16 protein-coding genes are annotated in these 16928 nt (G+C 67.1%); 7 read left to right on the forward strand and 9 right to left on the reverse strand.

Annotated elements, in window-relative coordinates; genetic code table 11:
- Nucleotides 1-7: 7 nt before the first annotated feature.
- The 3 genes from paaC to paaA form a co-directional block, all read right to left on the reverse strand.
- Nucleotides 8-826, reverse strand: coding sequence for a 1,2-phenylacetyl-CoA epoxidase subunit PaaC (gene paaC / locus QNO03_RS06715; protein WP_289602652.1), 819 nt, complete (start codon nt 824-826; stop codon nt 8-10).
- A complete protein-coding gene (paaB, locus tag QNO03_RS06720) occupies nt 823-1188 on the reverse strand; it encodes a 1,2-phenylacetyl-CoA epoxidase subunit PaaB (RefSeq protein ID WP_502874560.1) in 366 nt (121 codons plus the stop codon). Before paaB ends, paaC begins: the two co-directional genes overlap by 4 nt.
- A gap of 137 nt (nt 1189-1325) precedes the next feature.
- On the reverse strand, nt 1326-2306 hold the full coding sequence (paaA, locus tag QNO03_RS06725; RefSeq protein WP_289602653.1) for a 1,2-phenylacetyl-CoA epoxidase subunit PaaA: 981 nt from the start codon (nt 2304-2306) through the stop codon (nt 1326-1328).
- A 98-nt stretch (nt 2307-2404) separates the two neighbouring features.
- On the opposite strand from paaA, the gene QNO03_RS06730 reads away from it, so the two are divergent.
- Nucleotides 2405-3064 carry a hypothetical protein gene (locus tag QNO03_RS06730; protein WP_289602655.1) on the forward strand — a complete coding sequence of 220 codons (660 nt, stop codon included), beginning with the start codon at nt 2405-2407 and terminating at the stop codon, nt 3062-3064.
- Here QNO03_RS06730 and QNO03_RS06735 read toward each other — a convergent pair.
- A complete protein-coding gene (locus tag QNO03_RS06735) occupies nt 3061-3261 on the reverse strand; it encodes a helix-turn-helix transcriptional regulator (RefSeq protein ID WP_289602657.1) in 201 nt (66 codons plus the stop codon). The two genes, QNO03_RS06730 and QNO03_RS06735, sit on opposite strands and share 4 nt — an antisense overlap.
- Nucleotides 3262-3263: 2 nt before the next feature.
- Nucleotides 3264-3689 carry a hypothetical protein gene (locus tag QNO03_RS06740; protein WP_289602659.1) on the reverse strand — a complete coding sequence of 142 codons (426 nt, stop codon included), beginning with the start codon at nt 3687-3689 and terminating at the stop codon, nt 3264-3266.
- Between the two features lie 145 nt (nt 3690-3834).
- Here QNO03_RS06740 and QNO03_RS06745 point away from each other — a divergent pair, with 145 nt between their 5' ends.
- Complete coding sequence (locus QNO03_RS06745) at nt 3835-6012, forward strand: S9 family peptidase (RefSeq protein ID WP_289602660.1); 2178 nt, start codon at nt 3835-3837, stop codon at nt 6010-6012.
- 138 nt (nt 6013-6150) lie between these two features.
- Here QNO03_RS06745 and QNO03_RS06750 read toward each other — a convergent pair whose 3' ends face one another.
- Entirely contained in the window at nt 6151-7002 is an 852-nt protein-coding gene (locus tag QNO03_RS06750; protein ID WP_502874554.1) for a DedA family protein, read from the reverse strand.
- Nucleotides 7003-7200: 198 nt separating this feature from the next.
- On the opposite strand from QNO03_RS06750, the gene QNO03_RS06755 reads away from it, so the two are divergent.
- The 3 genes from QNO03_RS06755 to QNO03_RS06765 all read left to right on the forward strand — a co-directional run bounded on the left by QNO03_RS06755 (nt 7201) and on the right by QNO03_RS06765 (nt 9829).
- The gene (locus tag QNO03_RS06755; RefSeq protein WP_229947028.1) at nt 7201-7692 is read left to right on the forward strand and encodes a hotdog fold thioesterase; all 492 of its coding nucleotides are present in this window, start codon (nt 7201-7203) and stop codon (nt 7690-7692) included.
- The gene (gene paaK / locus QNO03_RS06760; RefSeq protein WP_289602666.1) at nt 7689-9041 is read left to right on the forward strand and encodes a phenylacetate--CoA ligase PaaK; all 1353 of its coding nucleotides are present in this window, start codon (nt 7689-7691) and stop codon (nt 9039-9041) included. The genes QNO03_RS06755 and paaK overlap by 4 nt, the downstream gene beginning before the upstream one ends.
- A gap of 173 nt (nt 9042-9214) precedes the next feature.
- A complete protein-coding gene (locus QNO03_RS06765) occupies nt 9215-9829 on the forward strand; it encodes a TetR/AcrR family transcriptional regulator (RefSeq protein ID WP_289602819.1) in 615 nt (204 codons plus the stop codon).
- Between the two features lie 61 nt (nt 9830-9890).
- On the opposite strand, the gene QNO03_RS06770 is transcribed toward QNO03_RS06765, so the two are convergent.
- Nucleotides 9891-11150 (reverse strand): MFS transporter, encoded by a 1260-nt coding sequence (locus QNO03_RS06770; RefSeq protein ID WP_289602667.1) that lies wholly within the window; start codon nt 11148-11150, stop codon nt 9891-9893.
- Between the two features lie 197 nt (nt 11151-11347).
- Between QNO03_RS06770 and QNO03_RS06775 the strand changes: the two genes are divergently transcribed.
- Nucleotides 11348-12034, forward strand: coding sequence for a CGNR zinc finger domain-containing protein (locus QNO03_RS06775; protein WP_289602669.1), 687 nt, complete (start codon nt 11348-11350; stop codon nt 12032-12034).
- Between the two features lie 20 nt (nt 12035-12054).
- Here the strand turns inward: QNO03_RS06775 and paaZ are convergent, their stop codons facing one another.
- On the reverse strand, nt 12055-14130 hold the full coding sequence (gene paaZ / locus QNO03_RS06780; RefSeq protein ID WP_289602670.1) for a phenylacetic acid degradation bifunctional protein PaaZ: 2076 nt from the start codon (nt 14128-14130) through the stop codon (nt 12055-12057).
- A 246-nt stretch (nt 14131-14376) separates the two neighbouring features.
- On the opposite strand from paaZ, the gene QNO03_RS06785 reads away from it, so the two are divergent.
- Complete coding sequence (locus QNO03_RS06785; RefSeq protein WP_289602672.1) at nt 14377-15369, forward strand: SGNH/GDSL hydrolase family protein; 993 nt, start codon at nt 14377-14379, stop codon at nt 15367-15369.
- 34 nt (nt 15370-15403) lie between these two features.
- On the opposite strand, the gene QNO03_RS06790 is transcribed toward QNO03_RS06785, so the two are convergent.
- Nucleotides 15404-16786: an FAD-binding oxidoreductase gene (locus QNO03_RS06790; protein ID WP_289602674.1), complete on the reverse strand. Its 1383-nt coding sequence runs from the start codon at nt 16784-16786 to the stop codon at nt 15404-15406.
- Nucleotides 16787-16928: the final 142 nt, after the last annotated feature.

Raw genomic sequence — 16928 nt, forward strand, 5'->3', positions numbered from 1 at the left:
ATCAGGCTCACCACGCGGCACCGGGATGCTGGCGGGCCAGCACCTGCATCTCGGCCAGCAGGTAGCCCAGGTGCTCACTGTGCCGTCCCTGCCGGCCACCGCCGGGGGCAGGTGGAACCGCGGGCAGCTCCACTTCGGCTTCGCGCAGCACAGCGGCGATGTCGCGGTCAAAGGCAGCCTTCAGCGACGAAGGCAGGACGGCACGGCCGCCGAGCGAGACCACGAGTTCGTCATCGTCGAACAGCTCGCCCACGTATGGCCAGGTGAGTTCGAGCGCCCGGATCATCCGGCGCCGGGATTCGTCCGTGCCCAGCGCCAGCCGGAGCACCCACTGGATGCTGTGGTCCCGGTGATAGTCCACTTCCTTGACCGCCTTGGCGGCGATCGCGGACAGGGTGGGGTCGGTGGAATGCTGCAGGGCCGAGTAAAGCCCGAACTGATAGCAGGAAACCGCCAGCTGCCGGGCGATGGTCCGGGCGAAATCGCCATTGGGCTGTTCCACCAGATGCACCGAACGGAATTCGGTCTCGTCCCGCCAGTACGCGAGGTCGTCCTCGGTGCGGCCGTCGGCGCTGCCGGCATAGCTGAGGAAGGACCGGGCATGGCCGATCAGGTCCAGCGCAATGTTGCCCAGCGCAACGTCTTCCTCCAGTTCCGGCGCCCGGGAAATCCACCAGCCCAGGCGCTGGGCCAGCACCAGGGCGTCGTCGCCAAGGCGCAGGGCGTAGGCGGCGGCGTCCGGATCGGCACGGGTTTGTGCAGCGGCAATGTCCTCCGGCCGCAGTGCGTTGCCGGGAGTGATGCGGGTAGCGCTGTCCGAACTCACAGGTGCTTCACCCCCTCGGACTTGGTGTAGTAGGTGGCGTGCCGGTAATCCTTGCCCTGCGGGGACTCGAAGAACTGCCCCTTGGCATCGGGGTCGCTGGTGATGATGGCCGACGCCGGCACCACCCAGAGCGAGACACCCTCGTTGCGCCGGGTGTAGAGGTCACGTGCGTTGCGGACCGCCATGTCGGCGTCGGGAGCATGCAGGGAACCGGCATGGACATGGGACAAACCCCGGGAGGACCGGACAAAGACTTCCCACAGCGGCCACGCGGTCCGGGAAGCCCCAGCCGTGCCGGGGTCTGCGTGCTTCGCTGCCGCTTCGGTCAGGGCCGTGCCGGTTACCGGGTCCTGCGGTGCCATACCGGCCTCACCCGCCTTCGCTGCCGCTTCCGTCAGGGCCCTGCCGGTTGCCGTGCCCGTTGCCGGGTCGTGCGCTGCCGTGGCTGTCCCGACTGGCTTGGAGCCGTCGTCGCCCGTTGTTGATCCACCGGTCATTGCTATGCCACCCCCGCTTCGGCCATGCCTGCAGTGGCACCAGCACCGGCAGGTGCCGCTTGCCGCGCGGCATAGGCCGCCGCGGCTTCCCGCACCCAGGCGCCGTCTTCATGGGCTTCCCGCCGCCGGGCCAGCCGCTGTGAGTTGCACGGCCCGCGCCCGGCGAGGACCTCGGAAAACTCGTTCCAGTCCAGGGGTCCGTGTTCCCAGCGGCCGGTCTCCCCGTTGTAGCGGATGTCCTCATCAGGAAGGGTCAGCCCGAGGACTTTCACCTGTTCCACGATCATTCCGACAAACCGGGACCGCAGTTCGTCATTGGTGAAGCGCTTGATGTTCCAGGCCATGGACTGGCGTGAGTTCGGTGAATCCTCGTCCGGTGGTCCGAACATCATCAGCGACGGCGCGTACCAGCGGTTGATTGCGTCCTGGGCCATCTCCCGCTGCGCGGGCGTGCCGTTGGCCAGTTCCAGCAGGATCTCGAAGCCCTGCCGCTGGTGGAAGGATTCCTCCTTGCAGATCCGCACCATGGCCCGTCCGTAGGGGCCGTAGGAGGCCCGGCAGAGGGGCACCTGGTTACAGATCGCAGCTCCGTCCACGAGCCAGCCGATGGCTCCCATATCCGCCCAGGTCAGTGTGGGGTAGTTGAAGATGCTTGAGTAGCGCGCCTTGCCGGCGATGAGGTCGGCGGTCATCCGGTCCCGCGGGGTGCCCAGCGTTTCGGCGGCGGAGTACAGGTAGAGCCCGTGGCCTGCCTCATCCTGGACCTTGGCCATGAGGATCGCCTTGCGCTTCAGGGAGGGTGCACGGGTGATCCAGTTGGCTTCGGGCTGCATACCGATGATTTCCGAATGCGCATGCTGCGAGATCTGCCGCACGAGGGTCTTGCGGTAGCCCTCGGGCATCCAGTCGCGCGGCTCCACCCTGGCATCCGCCGCAATCAGCGCCTCGAAGTGCGCCTGGCCGGCTGAAGGCTCTGCACTCATGGTTACTCCGCCATCCTGCTCATTTAATAATTACTGACCGTTCGTTCAGGATATGGAGGGGTGTTGTGCCCGTCAAGGGTCCGGGCTATGGAAAACTGATGGAAAGAAGTGAGGGTCTGGAGAGGATTGTGATGGCTATGCCCGAGCCCGGTGCCGGCCGCCGGACCGTTCCAGCCGGCGTGCCTTCCAGCAGCGGATCACCTGCAGGGCAGGCAGACGCCGGTCATGCAGAGGCGAAGCAGGTAGAGTCAGCGCAGGCAGAGCGGCCGTCGGTCGCCGTCGTCATTGTGCCCACCCTTCTGGGACTGCTGGGCTTCTTTGCCGTTGCGGCCGCTGTGACCGCTGATGCCGCCACCGTCAGTGTCACCGTTCCCGGGATGCTGCTGGCCCTTACCGCCCTGGTGGTGGCAGGGGTCAGCCCCCTGTGCGCCCGGAATCCCACCTGGCTGTCCCTGCGCCGCCCGGCCGCGCTGCTGGCTTTATGCCTGCTGGTGGAGGCGGCATTGTTCCTGTTCGCTCCGCAGCTGGTCCTGTTCTCGTTGCCCGCACTGCCGCTCGCGCTGGGCGGGGGTGCGGTACTGCTGGCCACGAGCCTCTGGGGACAGTTCCGCAAGGGTCCGGCAGCCGAGCCGGTGCTGCTCCCCCTGCGTGAATCGCCGCCCCGGCCCTTCACTTCGACCCTGCTGGTGGTGGCGGTGAACTGGGCGCTCTTCCTTGCGGCCGGAGCACTGTGCGCCTGGCTCCTGCTCGGAGATTAGTTCCCTGCTTCAGGCGTAAAAATCTCCTCGATGCTCCTGCCGAAAACTGCGGCAAGACGGAAAGCCAGGGGTAGCGAAGGATCGAACCGCCCCTTTTCGATGGAGATCACGGTCTGCCGCGATACGCCGAGGACTGCCGCCAATTGCACCTGCGATAAACCCAGCCGCTGACGCTCTACGGCCACAGTGTTCTGCATGCCTAGGAGTGGCAGCGCTTCAGGAGCGCATAACGCAGCGACCAGGCGGCCAGCCCGGCAGCGCAATAGACGGGCAGGGGAACATCCAGGTTCAGGAGGGTCTCGGCAAGGACGCCCACGGCGAGCAGGACCATGAGATCGACGAAGGCCCGGGACGACGCCGCATCGGACCAGGAGCGTTCCACGTCCGCCGCTGACTCCACCTCCACGCGGTCGGTTTCTGCGACATTGAACACCAGCAACCACAGTGCGGCCGCCAACACAGGCCCTGTCGCGGCGGCAAAGACGGCGGCGGAGACCAGCGGGCTGGCTCCGCTGGTGGCCGACGCCGCCCATCCCAGCAGCGCACCGGCTGCGGTTCCGCCGACGACGGCCCCGGCAACCCGAACGCGCTTGTCCACCGTGCGGATGCCCGCATTATTCTTCATGCGGGCATCCTGCTCCCTGAACGGAATTAAGTCAAGGAAGCTTTACATCCGATCGGCGGGTGGTTCCCGCCGCCGCGGGATCAGCCGCCAGCATAAAGCCCGCGGGGTCCTTCGACGCCGCCGCCGGGGTCGATATATTCGAAGCATGACTACTCCCCAGCCACCGGTTGCCAAGAAAGTCCCCACCGAACGCACCCGCCACGGTGACACGTTCATCGACAACTACGAATGGCTGAGGGAAAAGGAAAATCCGGAGGTGGTAGAACACCTCAAGGCCGAGAACGCCTACGCCGCAGCCATGACCGCCGATCAGGAACAGCTGCGCGGGGAAATCTTCAACGAAATCAAGAACCGCACCGAGGAAACGGACCTCTCCGTTCCCGCGCGCAAAAAGGGCTGGTGGTATTACACCCGCACCGAGGAAGGCAAGCAGTACGCCATCCACTGCCGCACCGCCGCGCAGGACACCGGGGACCTCGACGCCGACTGGACGCCTCCCGCCGTCGTGCCCGGAGTGGCAGTTCCGGGCGAACAGATCCTGGTGGACGGCAACGCCGAAGCCGAAGGCAAACCGTTCTTCTCGCTCGGCGGCCTGGCCGTGACCGAAGACGGAAACCTGCTGGCCTACTCCGAAGACAACGCCGGAGACGAGCGCTTCACGCTGCGGATCAAGGACCTTCGCACCGGGGAACTGCTGCCGGACGTCATTTCCAATGTCTTTTACTCGCTGGCCTTCTCCCCCGATGGAAACCGGGTGTTCTACACGGTGGTCGATGACTCCTGGCGTCCGTACCAGGTCAAGGCCCACACGCTCGGCACCCCGGTGGAGGACGACGTCGTCATCTACCAGGAGGATGACATTGCCATGTGGACCGGCTTCGACCTCTCGCCGGACCGCCGGCAGCTGCTGATCGGTATCAGCAGCTCCGAATACAGCGAATACCGGGTCCTGGACTTCGACGACCCCACCGACACCGTGCGTACCCTGATTCCGCGGAGCGAACGCATCCTGTACGAAGCTGAGCCGTTGACGCTGGACGGAACACGGCATTACCTGCTGACGCACAACCGGAACGCGCTGAATTCCATGCTCTCCCTCGTTGCCGAGGACGAGTTTTCGAAGCCGCTGGCGGACCAGCACTGGCAGACCGTCATCGCCCATGACGACACCGTGCGCGTCAACGGTGCCGCGGTAACCCGCAGCCACGTCCTGGTCTCCGTCCGCAAAGACACCACCGAGCGGGTCCAAATCCTGCCCGTGGAAGGCCTCGGCACCCCGGCACAGGGCGTCCCGGTGGAACCGGCGTTCGACGAGGAGCTGTACACGGCGAACCTGGCCAACGCCGAGTTCGATTCGCCGATTGTCCGCCTGAGCTACACCTCCTTCCTCACGCCGCCGCGGGTGTATGACTACGTCCTGGCGACCGGCGAACTGGAACTGCGGAAGGAAACCCCCGTCAAGGGCGGCTACCGCTCCGAGGATTACGTAGCGGAGCGGGAATGGGCGACGGCGGCGGACGGCACCCGCATCCCGCTCTCCGTCATCCGCCGGGCGGACCTGCAGAAGGACGGCAGCAACCCTGCCCTTGTCTACGCGTACGGCAGCTACGAGATGAGCATGGATCCGGGGTTCAACATCGCCCGGCTGTCCCTGCTGGACCGCGGTGTGGTCTACGTCGTGGCGCACATCCGTGGCGGCGGAGAGATGGGCCGGGCCTGGTACGACGACGGCAAGAAGCTGAACAAGAAAAACACCTTCACCGACTTCGTGGATGCCACCGACTGGGTCGCCGCCTCCGGGTGGGCGGATCCGGACCGGATCGCTGCCATGGGCGGTTCGGCCGGCGGGCTGCTGATGGGTGCCATCGCCAATCTGGCCCCCGAAAAGTACCGGGCGATCGTGGCCCAGGTGCCCTTCGTGGATGCGCTGACCACCATCCTGGATCCGGACCTGCCCCTCTCGGCCCTGGAATGGGAGGAATGGGGCAATCCCATCACCGATCCCGAGGTCTACCGGTACATGAAGGAATACAGCCCGTACGAGAACATCCGGGCCGTCGACTACCCGCAGATTGCCGCAGTCACCAGTTTCAATGACACCCGCGTGCTGTACGTGGAACCGGCCAAGTGGGTGGCGCAGCTGCGCGAAACCAGCACCGGCAGCGAACCGATCGTGCTGAAGATCGAGATGGACGGGGGCCACGGCGGCGCCTCCGGCCGGTACGAGGCCTGGAAGGACCGGGCGTGGGACTACGCCTTCATCCTCTCCGCCCTCGGCGCACGGGAGCTGCTCCCGGCCGCCCGCACGGAGGACGCGGCCTAGGCAGGAGACCTCGGGGCTTCCCGTTTCCCATAGACGAAAAGCAGGGCCGCTCCCCCACCGGGAGCGGCCCTGCTTTTTTGCGAAAGGTTGGTCCCACAGGCTTCGAATGCCCGGGCGACCACCGGGGGAAAGCGGATGTTACTCCGCTGCGCCCGCACCTTCGGCTTGGGTCTTACCGGAGGCGGTGTGCCCCGAGACAGTGTTACCGGGGGCAGGGTTCCCGGAGACAGCGTTCCCGGCGGCAGTGTTCCCGGCGCTGCGGCGCGGCTGGGTCTCTTCCGCCGCATCATCCTCCGGCTCATCGTCAGTGATGGCCTTGTGGGACTGCCGGATCACCTCAACGACGATCGGAATCACGGAGAGCACCACCACGGCCACGAAGATCAGGTCCAGGTTCTCCCGGACAAAAGGCACCCGGTCTCCCAGCACATAGCCCAGCAGGGTCACGCCCACACCCCAGACAAATGCGCCCAGTGCATTGAAGCCGACGAAGGCCTTGTATTCCATCTGCGCGACGCCGGCCACCACGGGCGTGAACGTCCGGACCACCGGCACGAACCGGGCCAGGACCACTGCCTTGCCACCGTGCCGGTCGAAGAAGACCTGGGCGCGTTTCACGTTTTCCCGTTTGAAGAGCCTGCTGTCGGGCCGGTTGAAAACAGCTGGTCCCGCCTTCTTGCCGATGAAGTAGCCCGTCTGGTCACCCACGAAGGCACAAATGAAGACAAGGACTCCCAGCAGCCAGACATTAATGTCGATGGTGCCGGTGGCGACGAGGAGACCGGCAGTGAAAAGCAGGGAGTCGCCGGGCAGGAAGAAGCCCACAAGCAGTCCGGTTTCAGCAAAGACAATGCCGCAGACCAGCAGGACCACCCACGGTCCGAGGGCTGGATCGGCAAGGAACACCTGTGGGTCCAGCCAATGAGGCAAAAGGGACGAAGTGGGAGGCCGCACAGGGCCGGCAACGGCTGTGGCCGCGGAGAGAGTCACCTCACTAGGGTACGTCATGCCCCCGTGGGAACGACGGACCGCCCAAAAGACGGGACAGGAGCCCAGGCCGGGCCATAACCGCGGCATTCCGGTCATCTTTCCCGCCTAGACCGCTCCGATGCCGCTCTTTGACCCCTCCTTGACAGGCGGCAGCCGCCGATATTACCTAATGAACATTCGGTAAAGAAATGAGGTCCAATGGCTGACACCGATGTCACCCGGGATTCACACCCTGCCCACCCCCTCCTGGTCAACGATGCAGCGTCGGCATGGCTGGGTATCCAGGTTCTGGAGACCGGAGGCGGCAGGGCACGCATCTCGATGCTGCTTCGTCCCGAGATGGTGAACGGCTTCGGCATCGGCCACGGTGGGATGGTCTTCGCGTTTGCCGACACCGCCTTTGCCCTGGCCTGCAACCCCGAAGCCGGCGGCCCGGCAGTACAGCGGGAGAACATCACCGTTGCCGCAGGCGCCGATATCACTTTCCTGGCACCGGTGCAGGTGGGCGAGCTGTTGACTGCGGCCGCTGAACACCGTGCAGGCAACGGGCGCAGCGGTGTGTATGACATCGAGGTACGTTCCGAACGCCCGGACGGCACCTCCGACGTCGTCGCCCTGTTCCGGGGACGGTCGCGCACCATGCGCAACCCCGCCCGGCCCGCTGCGGTCCCGGCAGGAAGCCGCGCATGAAATCGACGCCCGCTCTTCTCAAGTCCACTGCCGCCGATCCCTCGAGCCTGGACCCGGAGGAACGCATGAGCCGGGATGAGCTGGAAACCCTCCAGCTCAAGCGGCTCCAGCAGACCCTCGCGTACGCGTATGAACAGGTGCCGCTGTACCGGCGCAAGTTCGACGACGCCGGCGTGCACCCGTCGGATCTGCAGGATCTGAGCGACCTTGCGCGGTTCCCGTACACCACCAAGGAGGACCTGCGCTCGACCTATCCGTTTGGCATGTTCGCCGTCCCCCAGCAGCAGGTTGCCCGCATCCATGCCTCCTCCGGAACCACCGGTCGGCCAACCGTCGTCGGGTATACGGCAGGCGACCTGGACCGGTGGGCGTCACTGGTGGCCCGGTCGCTGCGTGCCTCCGGCGTCCAGCGGGGGTACAAGGTCCACAACGCCTACGGCTACGGGCTCTTTACCGGCGGGTTGGGAGCACACTTCGGCGCGGAGAAACTCGGCTGCACGGTCATCCCCGTCTCCGGTGGGCAGACGGAGCGGCAGGTCCAGCTCATCCTGGACTTCGAACCGGACACCATCCTCTGCACGCCCACCTACCTGCTGGCCATTGCCGACGCGATGGCAGCCGCCGGAATCGATCCGCGCTCAACATCTTTGAAGAACGCCGTCCTCGGAGCTGAGCCCTGGACCGAGGAAATGCGGCACGAACTGGAAATGCTGATGGACCTGGACGCCTGCGACATCTACGGACTCTCGGAGGTCATGGGTCCGGGCGTGGCCGGCGAGTGCGTGGAAAGCAAGGACGGATCCCATATCTGGGAGGACCACTTCCGGCCGGAGATCATCGACCCGTTTGATGACACCCGGGTCCTGGGCGACGGCGAACCGGGCGAGCTGGTCTTCACCTCGCTGACCAAGGAAGCGCTGCCGATCATCCGTTACCGTACCCACGACCTCACCCGCCTGCTGCCGGGCACCGCCCGGCCGTCCATGCGCAGGATGGGACGCATCACCGGCCGCAGCGACGACATGATCATCCTGCGCGGCGTCAACCTCTTCCCCACCCAGATCGAGGAAATCGCCCTGCGTATCCCGGCCCTAAGCCCGCATTTCCAGCTCGAAATCACCCGTCCGGGACGTCTCGACGAGCTGACGGTGCGGATCGAGCGGCGGACAGGTGCCACGACGCCGGAATCCGCCGCCGCCGCAGCTGAGCTGGAGGCACAGGTGAAAATGCACATCGGATCCTCCTGCGCTGTTCAGGTGGTCGATCCCGGGACGCTGGCACGATCCAGCGGCAAACTGCGCCGGATCTACGACCTGCGCCGCGGTCCCGACGCCGGTACGCCGCGGTGAACCGACCGTTGACGTGGGAAAATGGCGCCATGCCTGCCGCCTCCAGTCCCTCCTCTTCCGCCAACTCCGCCGCCGCTGTGGACGCCCGCACTGAATCCGTGGAGTCCGCAGCCGGGGCAGCTGTGGCCACATCCGCCGTCGACCCCGTTCCCGGCGTGGACGCCGTTCCCGGCGTGGACGCCACCGTCGATCCCGCGTCCGGTCCGCGCCGGGGCCGGCCGGGCCATGATCAGCAGACGGTGCTGAACATGGCCGTGGATGTCTTCAACCGGCACGGCTACGAAGCCACGTCGATGGGGATCCTCGCCGAAAACCTGGGCATCACGAAGTCGGCGATCTATCACCACGTGCCGTCCAAGGGCGATCTGCTCCGTCTGGCACTGGACCACGCACTGGACGGTCTTGAGGCCGTGCTGGATGATCCGCAGGCGGCATCGGGTCCCGCGGATGTGCGGCTGGAGTTTGTCCTGCGCGGCACCATCCAGGTGCTGACAGAGCGGTTGCCGTTCGTCACCCTGCTGCTGCGGCTGCGCGGCAACACCGAGATTGAGCGCAGTGCGCTGGCCCGCCGCCGGGAATTCGACCACCGGGTGGCCGGGCTGGTGGAGGCGGCGCGGAGCGAGGGGTCCGTGCGCAGCGACATTGATCCCCGCACCACCACCCGGCTGCTGTTCGGCACGATCAACTCGATCGTGGAGTGGTACAAACCCGGCGGACCGCTGCCTGCCCAGAAGCTCGCGGACAACATCATCACCATGGTCTTCGACGGGCTGCATACCCGACGGTAGTAACGCTCGCCCGGATCCCTCCCCGGTGCGCCAGCGCCGCCGGGCACCGGCAACCCGGAGGTTACCGCGCGGGTTCGGGCGCAGTAACGGGGATGTCCCGCAGCCGCAGCCAGGCCGGGGTGAGCATTGGAACCGCGGAGACCACCAGCCCGAGTGCGCCGAGGAGAACTCCGGCGCGGACCCCCAGCGTTTCGCCGATGACGCCGGCAAGCAGTGCGCCCAGCGGAATGGAGCCGTACATGACCTGCGTATAGGCTCCGGCGGAGCGGGTGAGTTCCGCGGACGGAATGAGCTGTTGGCGCATGGTCAGCGAGTAGATATTGGCGTTGCCCTCGCCGATGCCGCGCAGCAGCATCACCGCACCAATCACGGCGGCGAGCGCCCATCCGGTGACCGGCCAGACCGGAAGCAGCAGCGGAACCGCACAGGAAAGCACCAGCGAAATGGCGAAGGCCCGGCCAAGACCCGCCATGTCGGCCAGGCGGAGCGCGGTCAGGGTACCGAGCAGACCGCCGACGCCGGCTGCCGCCAGTGCAGTCCCATACGCGCCAACACCGACGTCCTGCTGCTGCACAGCCCAGAGGATCAGGTTGAGGACCAGGATCTGTTCGGCGGCGTTGTAGGTGGCCGCGTGGACCGTGAGTGCCCGGAGGTACCGGTCCCCGAACAGGATCCGCAGTCCGCTGAGGAGCGTGGGGCGTTTCTCCGGAACCTCCACCTCGTTCCGGCCCTGCCACGGTCGACTCGAGGCCACGCCAACAGCGGACGCCAGGTGGCCCAGCATGGTGGCAACCAGTGCGCCGGGAGCCCCCGCGGCCGAGACCAGCATTCCGGCCAGCCCGGGACCGCCGATTTCCGTGACCGTCCGAGTGGCCTGAACGGCCCGGTTGGCAGGCGCGAGATTCGTGTCCTGAACGAGGGAGGGCACATAGGCGAAGGCGGATAACCCGAAGGCCAGGGCACAGCAGCCGCTGGCGAAGGTAAGTGCCGCAAGCAGCGGAACACTGAGCCAACCACCGGCCCAGGCCAGCGGTATCTGGGCCAGGAGCACGCACTGGGCAAGATCGGCCGCGACCATCCAGCGCCGCTGGTCCCGGCCCTGCAGGAAGTGCCCGGCCAGCAGCGAGAACAACAGATAGGGCAGGGTGCCGGCCGCGGCAACGAGGCTTACCGCTGCGGGACCGGCGTCGAGCGCGATGGCAGTCACGAGCGGAAGAGCAATGGCCGTAACCTGGGCCCCGGCACCGGCGGCGGCCTGCCCCAGCCAGTAGCGGCGGAAGCTGCGGTGGGTGCGCAGCAGCACCCAGCTGGGATCCCTCATGCCGCGGCCTCCCGCTGCACAGCTCCTGCGGACGTGAAGGGCAATAATGAAGGCATGTGCGAGATACACGCAGCAAGGCGGAGTCCGGCTCTGCCCTGCCCATCGGAAAGGTGGGGTGCAGGCCTCCGAACTGGTCCGCGCATGGTCCCCCACCTATTGTCCGTAGCAGCTCCCGCGTTGGTTACCGGTAACTTTCGATGAACGGTAACACCTCGACGAACCGGATTCCACCGGACAGCGGATACCCCGAGCCCGGCGGACGCGCACCGGCACCTGCACCGCTGCGGCTTGCCCAGGTGTTCGTCAACACTGCGGATTGCGAAGCCGGGAAAGATGCTTTGGGGAACCCCCAGGACCTTGTCGCCTGGCTGGCAAGCTACGGACTGGTTCGGGATGGTGAAGCTGCCACGGACGGGGATCTCGCCCTGGCAATCGACCTGCGGGAAGGGATGCGGTCCCTCTTCCTCACGCACCACGACGGCGGACTCCGCGGAGCCGGGCATAACGACGACGAGCACAGCGGGCACGGCGGAGCCGGGCATAACGGGGACGGACACAGGACCCCGGCGCCGGATGACGACGCCGAGGGCCTGCGGCGTCTGGACCGCGCGCTGGAGCAGCTTCCTCTCCGGGTGTCAGTGGTGGAGGGAACACCCGGCGTTGTACCGACACCCCAGCCTCCGGTCCGTGCCGCCCTGGCCCGGATAGGTGCGGTTCTGGCCAGCTCAGACCCGGCCCAGCTTCGACGCCTGAAGGCCTGCCGGCGCGACGTGTGCCGGTGGGTCTTTTTCGACAACTCACGCAACCGGGGTGGAACCTGGTGCGCCATGGAGATCTGCGGCGCGCGGACGAAGATGCAGACGTACCGGAAGCGCAACGCCTGACTCGCCGATACTTCCGGGCGTTACTTCTCGACGAGGGTCAGCACGTCGTAGGTGGCCACCAGTTCGTCATTCTGGTTGGTCAGTACGGCGTCCCAGGCCACCTCGCCGTAGTCGTCGGTTTCGCGGGGCGTGATTTTCTTGGCGGTCAGTGTGACGCGGATGGAGTCCCCCGCGGCCACCGGCGTCAGGAACCGCAGGTTTTCCAGGCCGTAGTTGGCCAGCACCGGACCGGGGGCAGGATCCACGAACAGGCCCGCGCCCCAGGACAGCAGCAGGTACCCGTGCGCCACGATGCCGGGGAAGAACGGATTCGCCTCGGCCGCTGCCGCGTCGGTATGGGCGTAGAACGTATCCCCCGTGGTCTCCGCAAAGGCAGCAATATCCTCGAGTGCCACTTCCCGCAGGTCCGACCGCACGGCGTCGCCCACCCGCAGCTCGCTGAGCGGTTTGCGGAACGGATGTCCGGCGTCGAACCGGCGGTCAGCGCCGGAATGCCAGATGCCGGTGAGAGCCGTGAGCATGTTGGGTGAGCCCTGCACCGCGGTGCGCTGCATGTAGTGCCGGACGGCGCGGATGCCGCCCAGTTCCTCGCCGCCGCCCGCCCGGCCCGGGCCGCCGTGGACCAGATGCGGCACGGGCGAGCCGTGCCCGGTGGAGGTCCGCGCGTCCTCGCGGTTCAGGAACAGCACCCGCCCGTGGTGTCCGGCAATGCCGGTGAGCAGTTCCCGGGCCACGTCCGGATCATTGGTGCAGACCGTGGCGACCAGGGATCCGCCACCGCGCGCGGCGAGACGGACGGCGTCGGCGACGTCGGTGTAGCCCACCACCGAGGCCACCGGGCCGAACGCTTCGATGCTGTGCAGCGCATCGGCGTCACTGTCCGGCCACGTCAGCAGCAGCGGTTCCATAAAGGCGCCCTCCGGCGCGGGTCCCGTGCGCCCGTCCGCCAGGACGACGTCGGGCGCGTCCAGGGATCCCAGCGCCAGTTCCGCGCCGGCAGCCAGCATCCGCTGCACGGCGTTCCGGACGCCGTCCAGCTGCTCCCGGGAGGCCAGGGCGCCCATCGTGACGTTCTCCGCGCGCGGATGACCCAGGACCACGCGGCCGCGGATGCGTTCTCCGGCAGCGGCAACCACGTCATCCACGAGGCCGGACGGAACAATGGCCCGGCGGATCGCGGTGCACTTCTGCCCGGCCTTGGCCGTGATCTCAGTGACCAGCGACCGGATGAACGCGTCGAACTCGGGGGTTCCGGGGACCGCATCGGGGCCGAGGACGGCTGCATTCAGCGAATCCGTTTCCGCCGTGAACCGCACCCCGCCCGTGGCGATCCGGGGGTGCGACCGCAGCCGCTCCGCCGTGTCAGCCGAACCGGTGAAAGAGACCATGTCCCGGTAGTCGAGGTGGTCCGGCAGGTCCCGCGCGGAACCCGAAACCAGCTGCAGGGATCCGGCGGGGAGGATGCCTGTGTCCACAATCATCCGGACGGCTGCTGCCGTGATGTATCCCGTGGGGCTGGCTGGCTTGACGATGCTGGGCACCCCGGCAAGGAACGCCGGCGCCAGTTTTTCCAGCATGCCCCAGACCGGGAAGTTAAAAGCGTTGATCTGCACGGCGACGCCCGGGATGCGGGTGTACAGGTGCTCGCCGAGAAAGGAGCCGTCCTTGGCGAGCTGTTCCGCGGCACCGTCGATGATCACGGTCGAGTTCGGCAGTTCCCGCCGGCCTTTGGACCCGTAGGCAAACAAGACACCGATGCCGCCGTCAATGTCCACCAGCGAGTCCGTCCGGGTGGCGCCGCTGCGGGCCGAGACTGCGTACAGCTCGTCGCGCTGCGCGTTGAGGCGCACTGCCAGTTCCTTAAGCATCAGGGCACGCTGGTGAAAGGTGGATTTGCCCAGTTCCGTCTGGCCCACGGTGCGGGCGTAGTCGACGGCGGCGGCGGTATCCAGGCCCTCGCTGCTCACCAGGACCAGCAGTTCACCGGTGCTGGCGTCATACACTTCCGTACCGCGCGGTCCGGAAGGATTGGGGGTCCACCAGGCGTCCCGGACATAGCTGGGAACCGTCTCGACGTCTATGGCCGTTGCCGTCATTTTCGGGCCTTTCGCTGCAGGGAAAGCCGCAGCCAGCCTCCGGAGGCACCCTCGCCTGCACGGATTACTGACCATGCGGTCGGTATCTCGCCAGCGTAGCGGAAAGCTCCCCCTGCCACACCTGTCCCGCCCTGGATCATGGCCGCCTTCGTGGGCCCTGAGTGGGCGTGTGTCGTGGTTGCCGCCCGCTCCGCACTGCGACAGACTCGTGCCTAACCGCTGTACCCGCTGCAAAGGAGCACAAAGATGAGCCCCATTCCCGCGCTGTCCCGCCGTTTGGCCGTTCTGGCTCTGGCCAGCACCGCCCTCTTGGCGGGTGGTGCCGCCCCGGCCTCCGCCGTCGGCCAGGGAGCCGATTCCCGTGGCGGACACTCAGCGGAACACCGCGGCGGGAACGGCCACGGGAACGGCGGCGGGAACGGCCACGGGAACGGCCACGGGAACGGCGGCGGGCGGGGAAACAGCGGCATCGATTATGTTGCGTTCGGTGATTCGTATGCCTCCGGCTACGGCGGCGGCCCAGTGCTGGACGCGTGCGGCCGGACCGCCCAGGGCTACCCCGCTCTCCTGGATGCCCAAAACCGGGTGGAGCTCGACGGCGATGTCAGCTGCGCGGGCGCGACCGCTCTGACGACGCCGCCCGCAGCACCCGCCGGACCGGTGGACCTGCCCGAGCAGATCGACGACGCCGAGGCCCGCGGCCTCCTGACGAAACAGACCGACGCCGTCACCGTCACGATTGGCGGCAACGACGTGAGGTTCGGTTCCGTGGTGGCCGCCTGTGCCGGCGCGCAGCTGCCGGCCACCTGCGCTCCCGCCATCGAACAGACGGCAGCCTACGCACGGAACGTCCTGGCACCCGAGCTGGCGGAACAGTTTGCCCGGATCACGGAGCTGGCTCCGAAGGCGACCCTGGTGGTGACGGGTTACCCGTACCTGTTCGAGGCCGGAACCCCCGGACCGCTCAGTACCCAGGCGCAGGCTCTGTTCAACGAGGGAACCGACGCCCTGAACGCGGTCATTGAGGAACAGGTTCCGCGTGGCGGGGTGTTCGTGGATGTAGTGGACGAGTTTGGCGGGCACGGGGTCGGTTCCACTGATTCCTGGATCCTCTTCGAGGGCGGCCAGTTCGATCTGCATCCGACGGAAACCGGTTACCGGGAGGGCTACACCGCAGCCATCCTCGAGGACGCGGGCCGCATATTTGGGGCGGACTGCCGCGGCGGGAACCGCCGGTAGCGGCCACACCACTGAGGGCCGCCGGCCGCAGCCCTCAGAACACCGGCACCGGCACCGCGTGGCCGAACCGGAACAGGTTCTGCGGATCGTAGGTGGCCTTGGCCGCCTGCAACCGCCGAAGAACCTCCGGGTCCCAGGCGGGTTGGGCTCCTGCCTCCGTGCGAACGTGTCCGCGCAGATTGATCAGTGCCCCTGCGGTGTACGGTTCGACGGCGGCGTCGAGCCTGTCTAAAGCCGCTGCAGTGGCGTCCGCAACCGGCGGAACGTTCAGCCCCAGCGAGTAGAGGCTAAATCCTGCCCCGCGGCCGGATACCGCGTCCCCGACCGGAGGGTCCAGCGCCAGGGCGCCACCCATCAGCCGGATCTCCGTCATCATCAAGGGAGTATCCGACCCCGGCCCCACCTGCTCCAGCAGGGCGTCTGCCAGGTCCTCAGGCAAGGAACCCAGCAGCGAGCCGCTGTCCAGGCTTGGTACCGGGGCGTCCGGGTCCATGTGGATGCTGTCCACTGCCCCGTAGTCCATCGGCCCGGCCGTATCCATGATCGGCTCGGATACATGCCGCATGGGTTCCAGCAGCATATTGCCGCTTTCCGGGCTGCCGAACAGTGCGAACCGCAAATGCACCGGCGCGGTTCCGCGCAGCTCCTCGGGCAGGAACGGAACGTCCGGCAGGTGCAGGAAGGCCAGGGACGCCGAGGCGTCGCTCGGCAGCTGGGCGGTCCAGACGCGGAAGGCATCGAGGACCTCCGGGCCTGCGTCTTCCGGATACATGATGCCGCCGCCGTAGAACTCCCGGAACGGGGTCAGCCCAAGCGTCATGGACGTGATGACGCCGAAATTACCCTTGCCGCCGCGCAGCGCCGCGAACAACTCGGCGTCCTCGCTGTTTCCGGCTTCGAGATGCCGCAGCGTGCCGTCGGGCGTGACCACGTCCAGGGACTGCACGTGGTCGCTGGCGAATCCCAATGCCCTGCCCATCAGCGGCAGCCCTCCGCCGGACGCGTAGCCGACCACACCGACCGTTCCGGAAGAGCCATGCGGGCCAGTGAGCCCGAGCAGCACGGTCCGTTCCAGCACCGACCGCCAGCGCACCCCGGCACTTACGGTGACCGTGCCGGCATCGGCGTCCACCGCCAGGTCCTGCAGCCGGGAGGTATTGATCAGCAGGCCCTCCTCCATCGCTGCCGCGGCACCGTGCCCGGTCGCCTGCATGCCCACGGGAACGCCACGCTGCGCTGCCCAGCGGACCGCATTGCGCACGTCCTCGGAGTCGACGGCACCCAGCACGGCGTCGGGCCGCTGGACCACCGAGGGGTTGAATCCGGCGGTGCCGTCGGCGTATCCGGGGCCGCCGCGGCTGTCCAACGGGCCGTGCACCACACGGCGGAGGGCTTCAAGGTCTGCATCCTGGAGCATGGGATTCTCCCGATCGACAGGGCAGGCCTGACAGGAGGCGTCGCGGCCTGCGTGGAGCTTGGGCTTAGACGTTAAGCACAGCCCGCCCGTTCCGGTCTACCCCTGCAGCGGATTTCCATATCTTCCTGCGGCAAATACCGCA

The organism is Arthrobacter sp. zg-Y877, assembly GCF_030373105.1.
Taxonomy (GTDB): Bacteria; Actinomycetota; Actinomycetes; order Actinomycetales; family Micrococcaceae; genus Arthrobacter_B.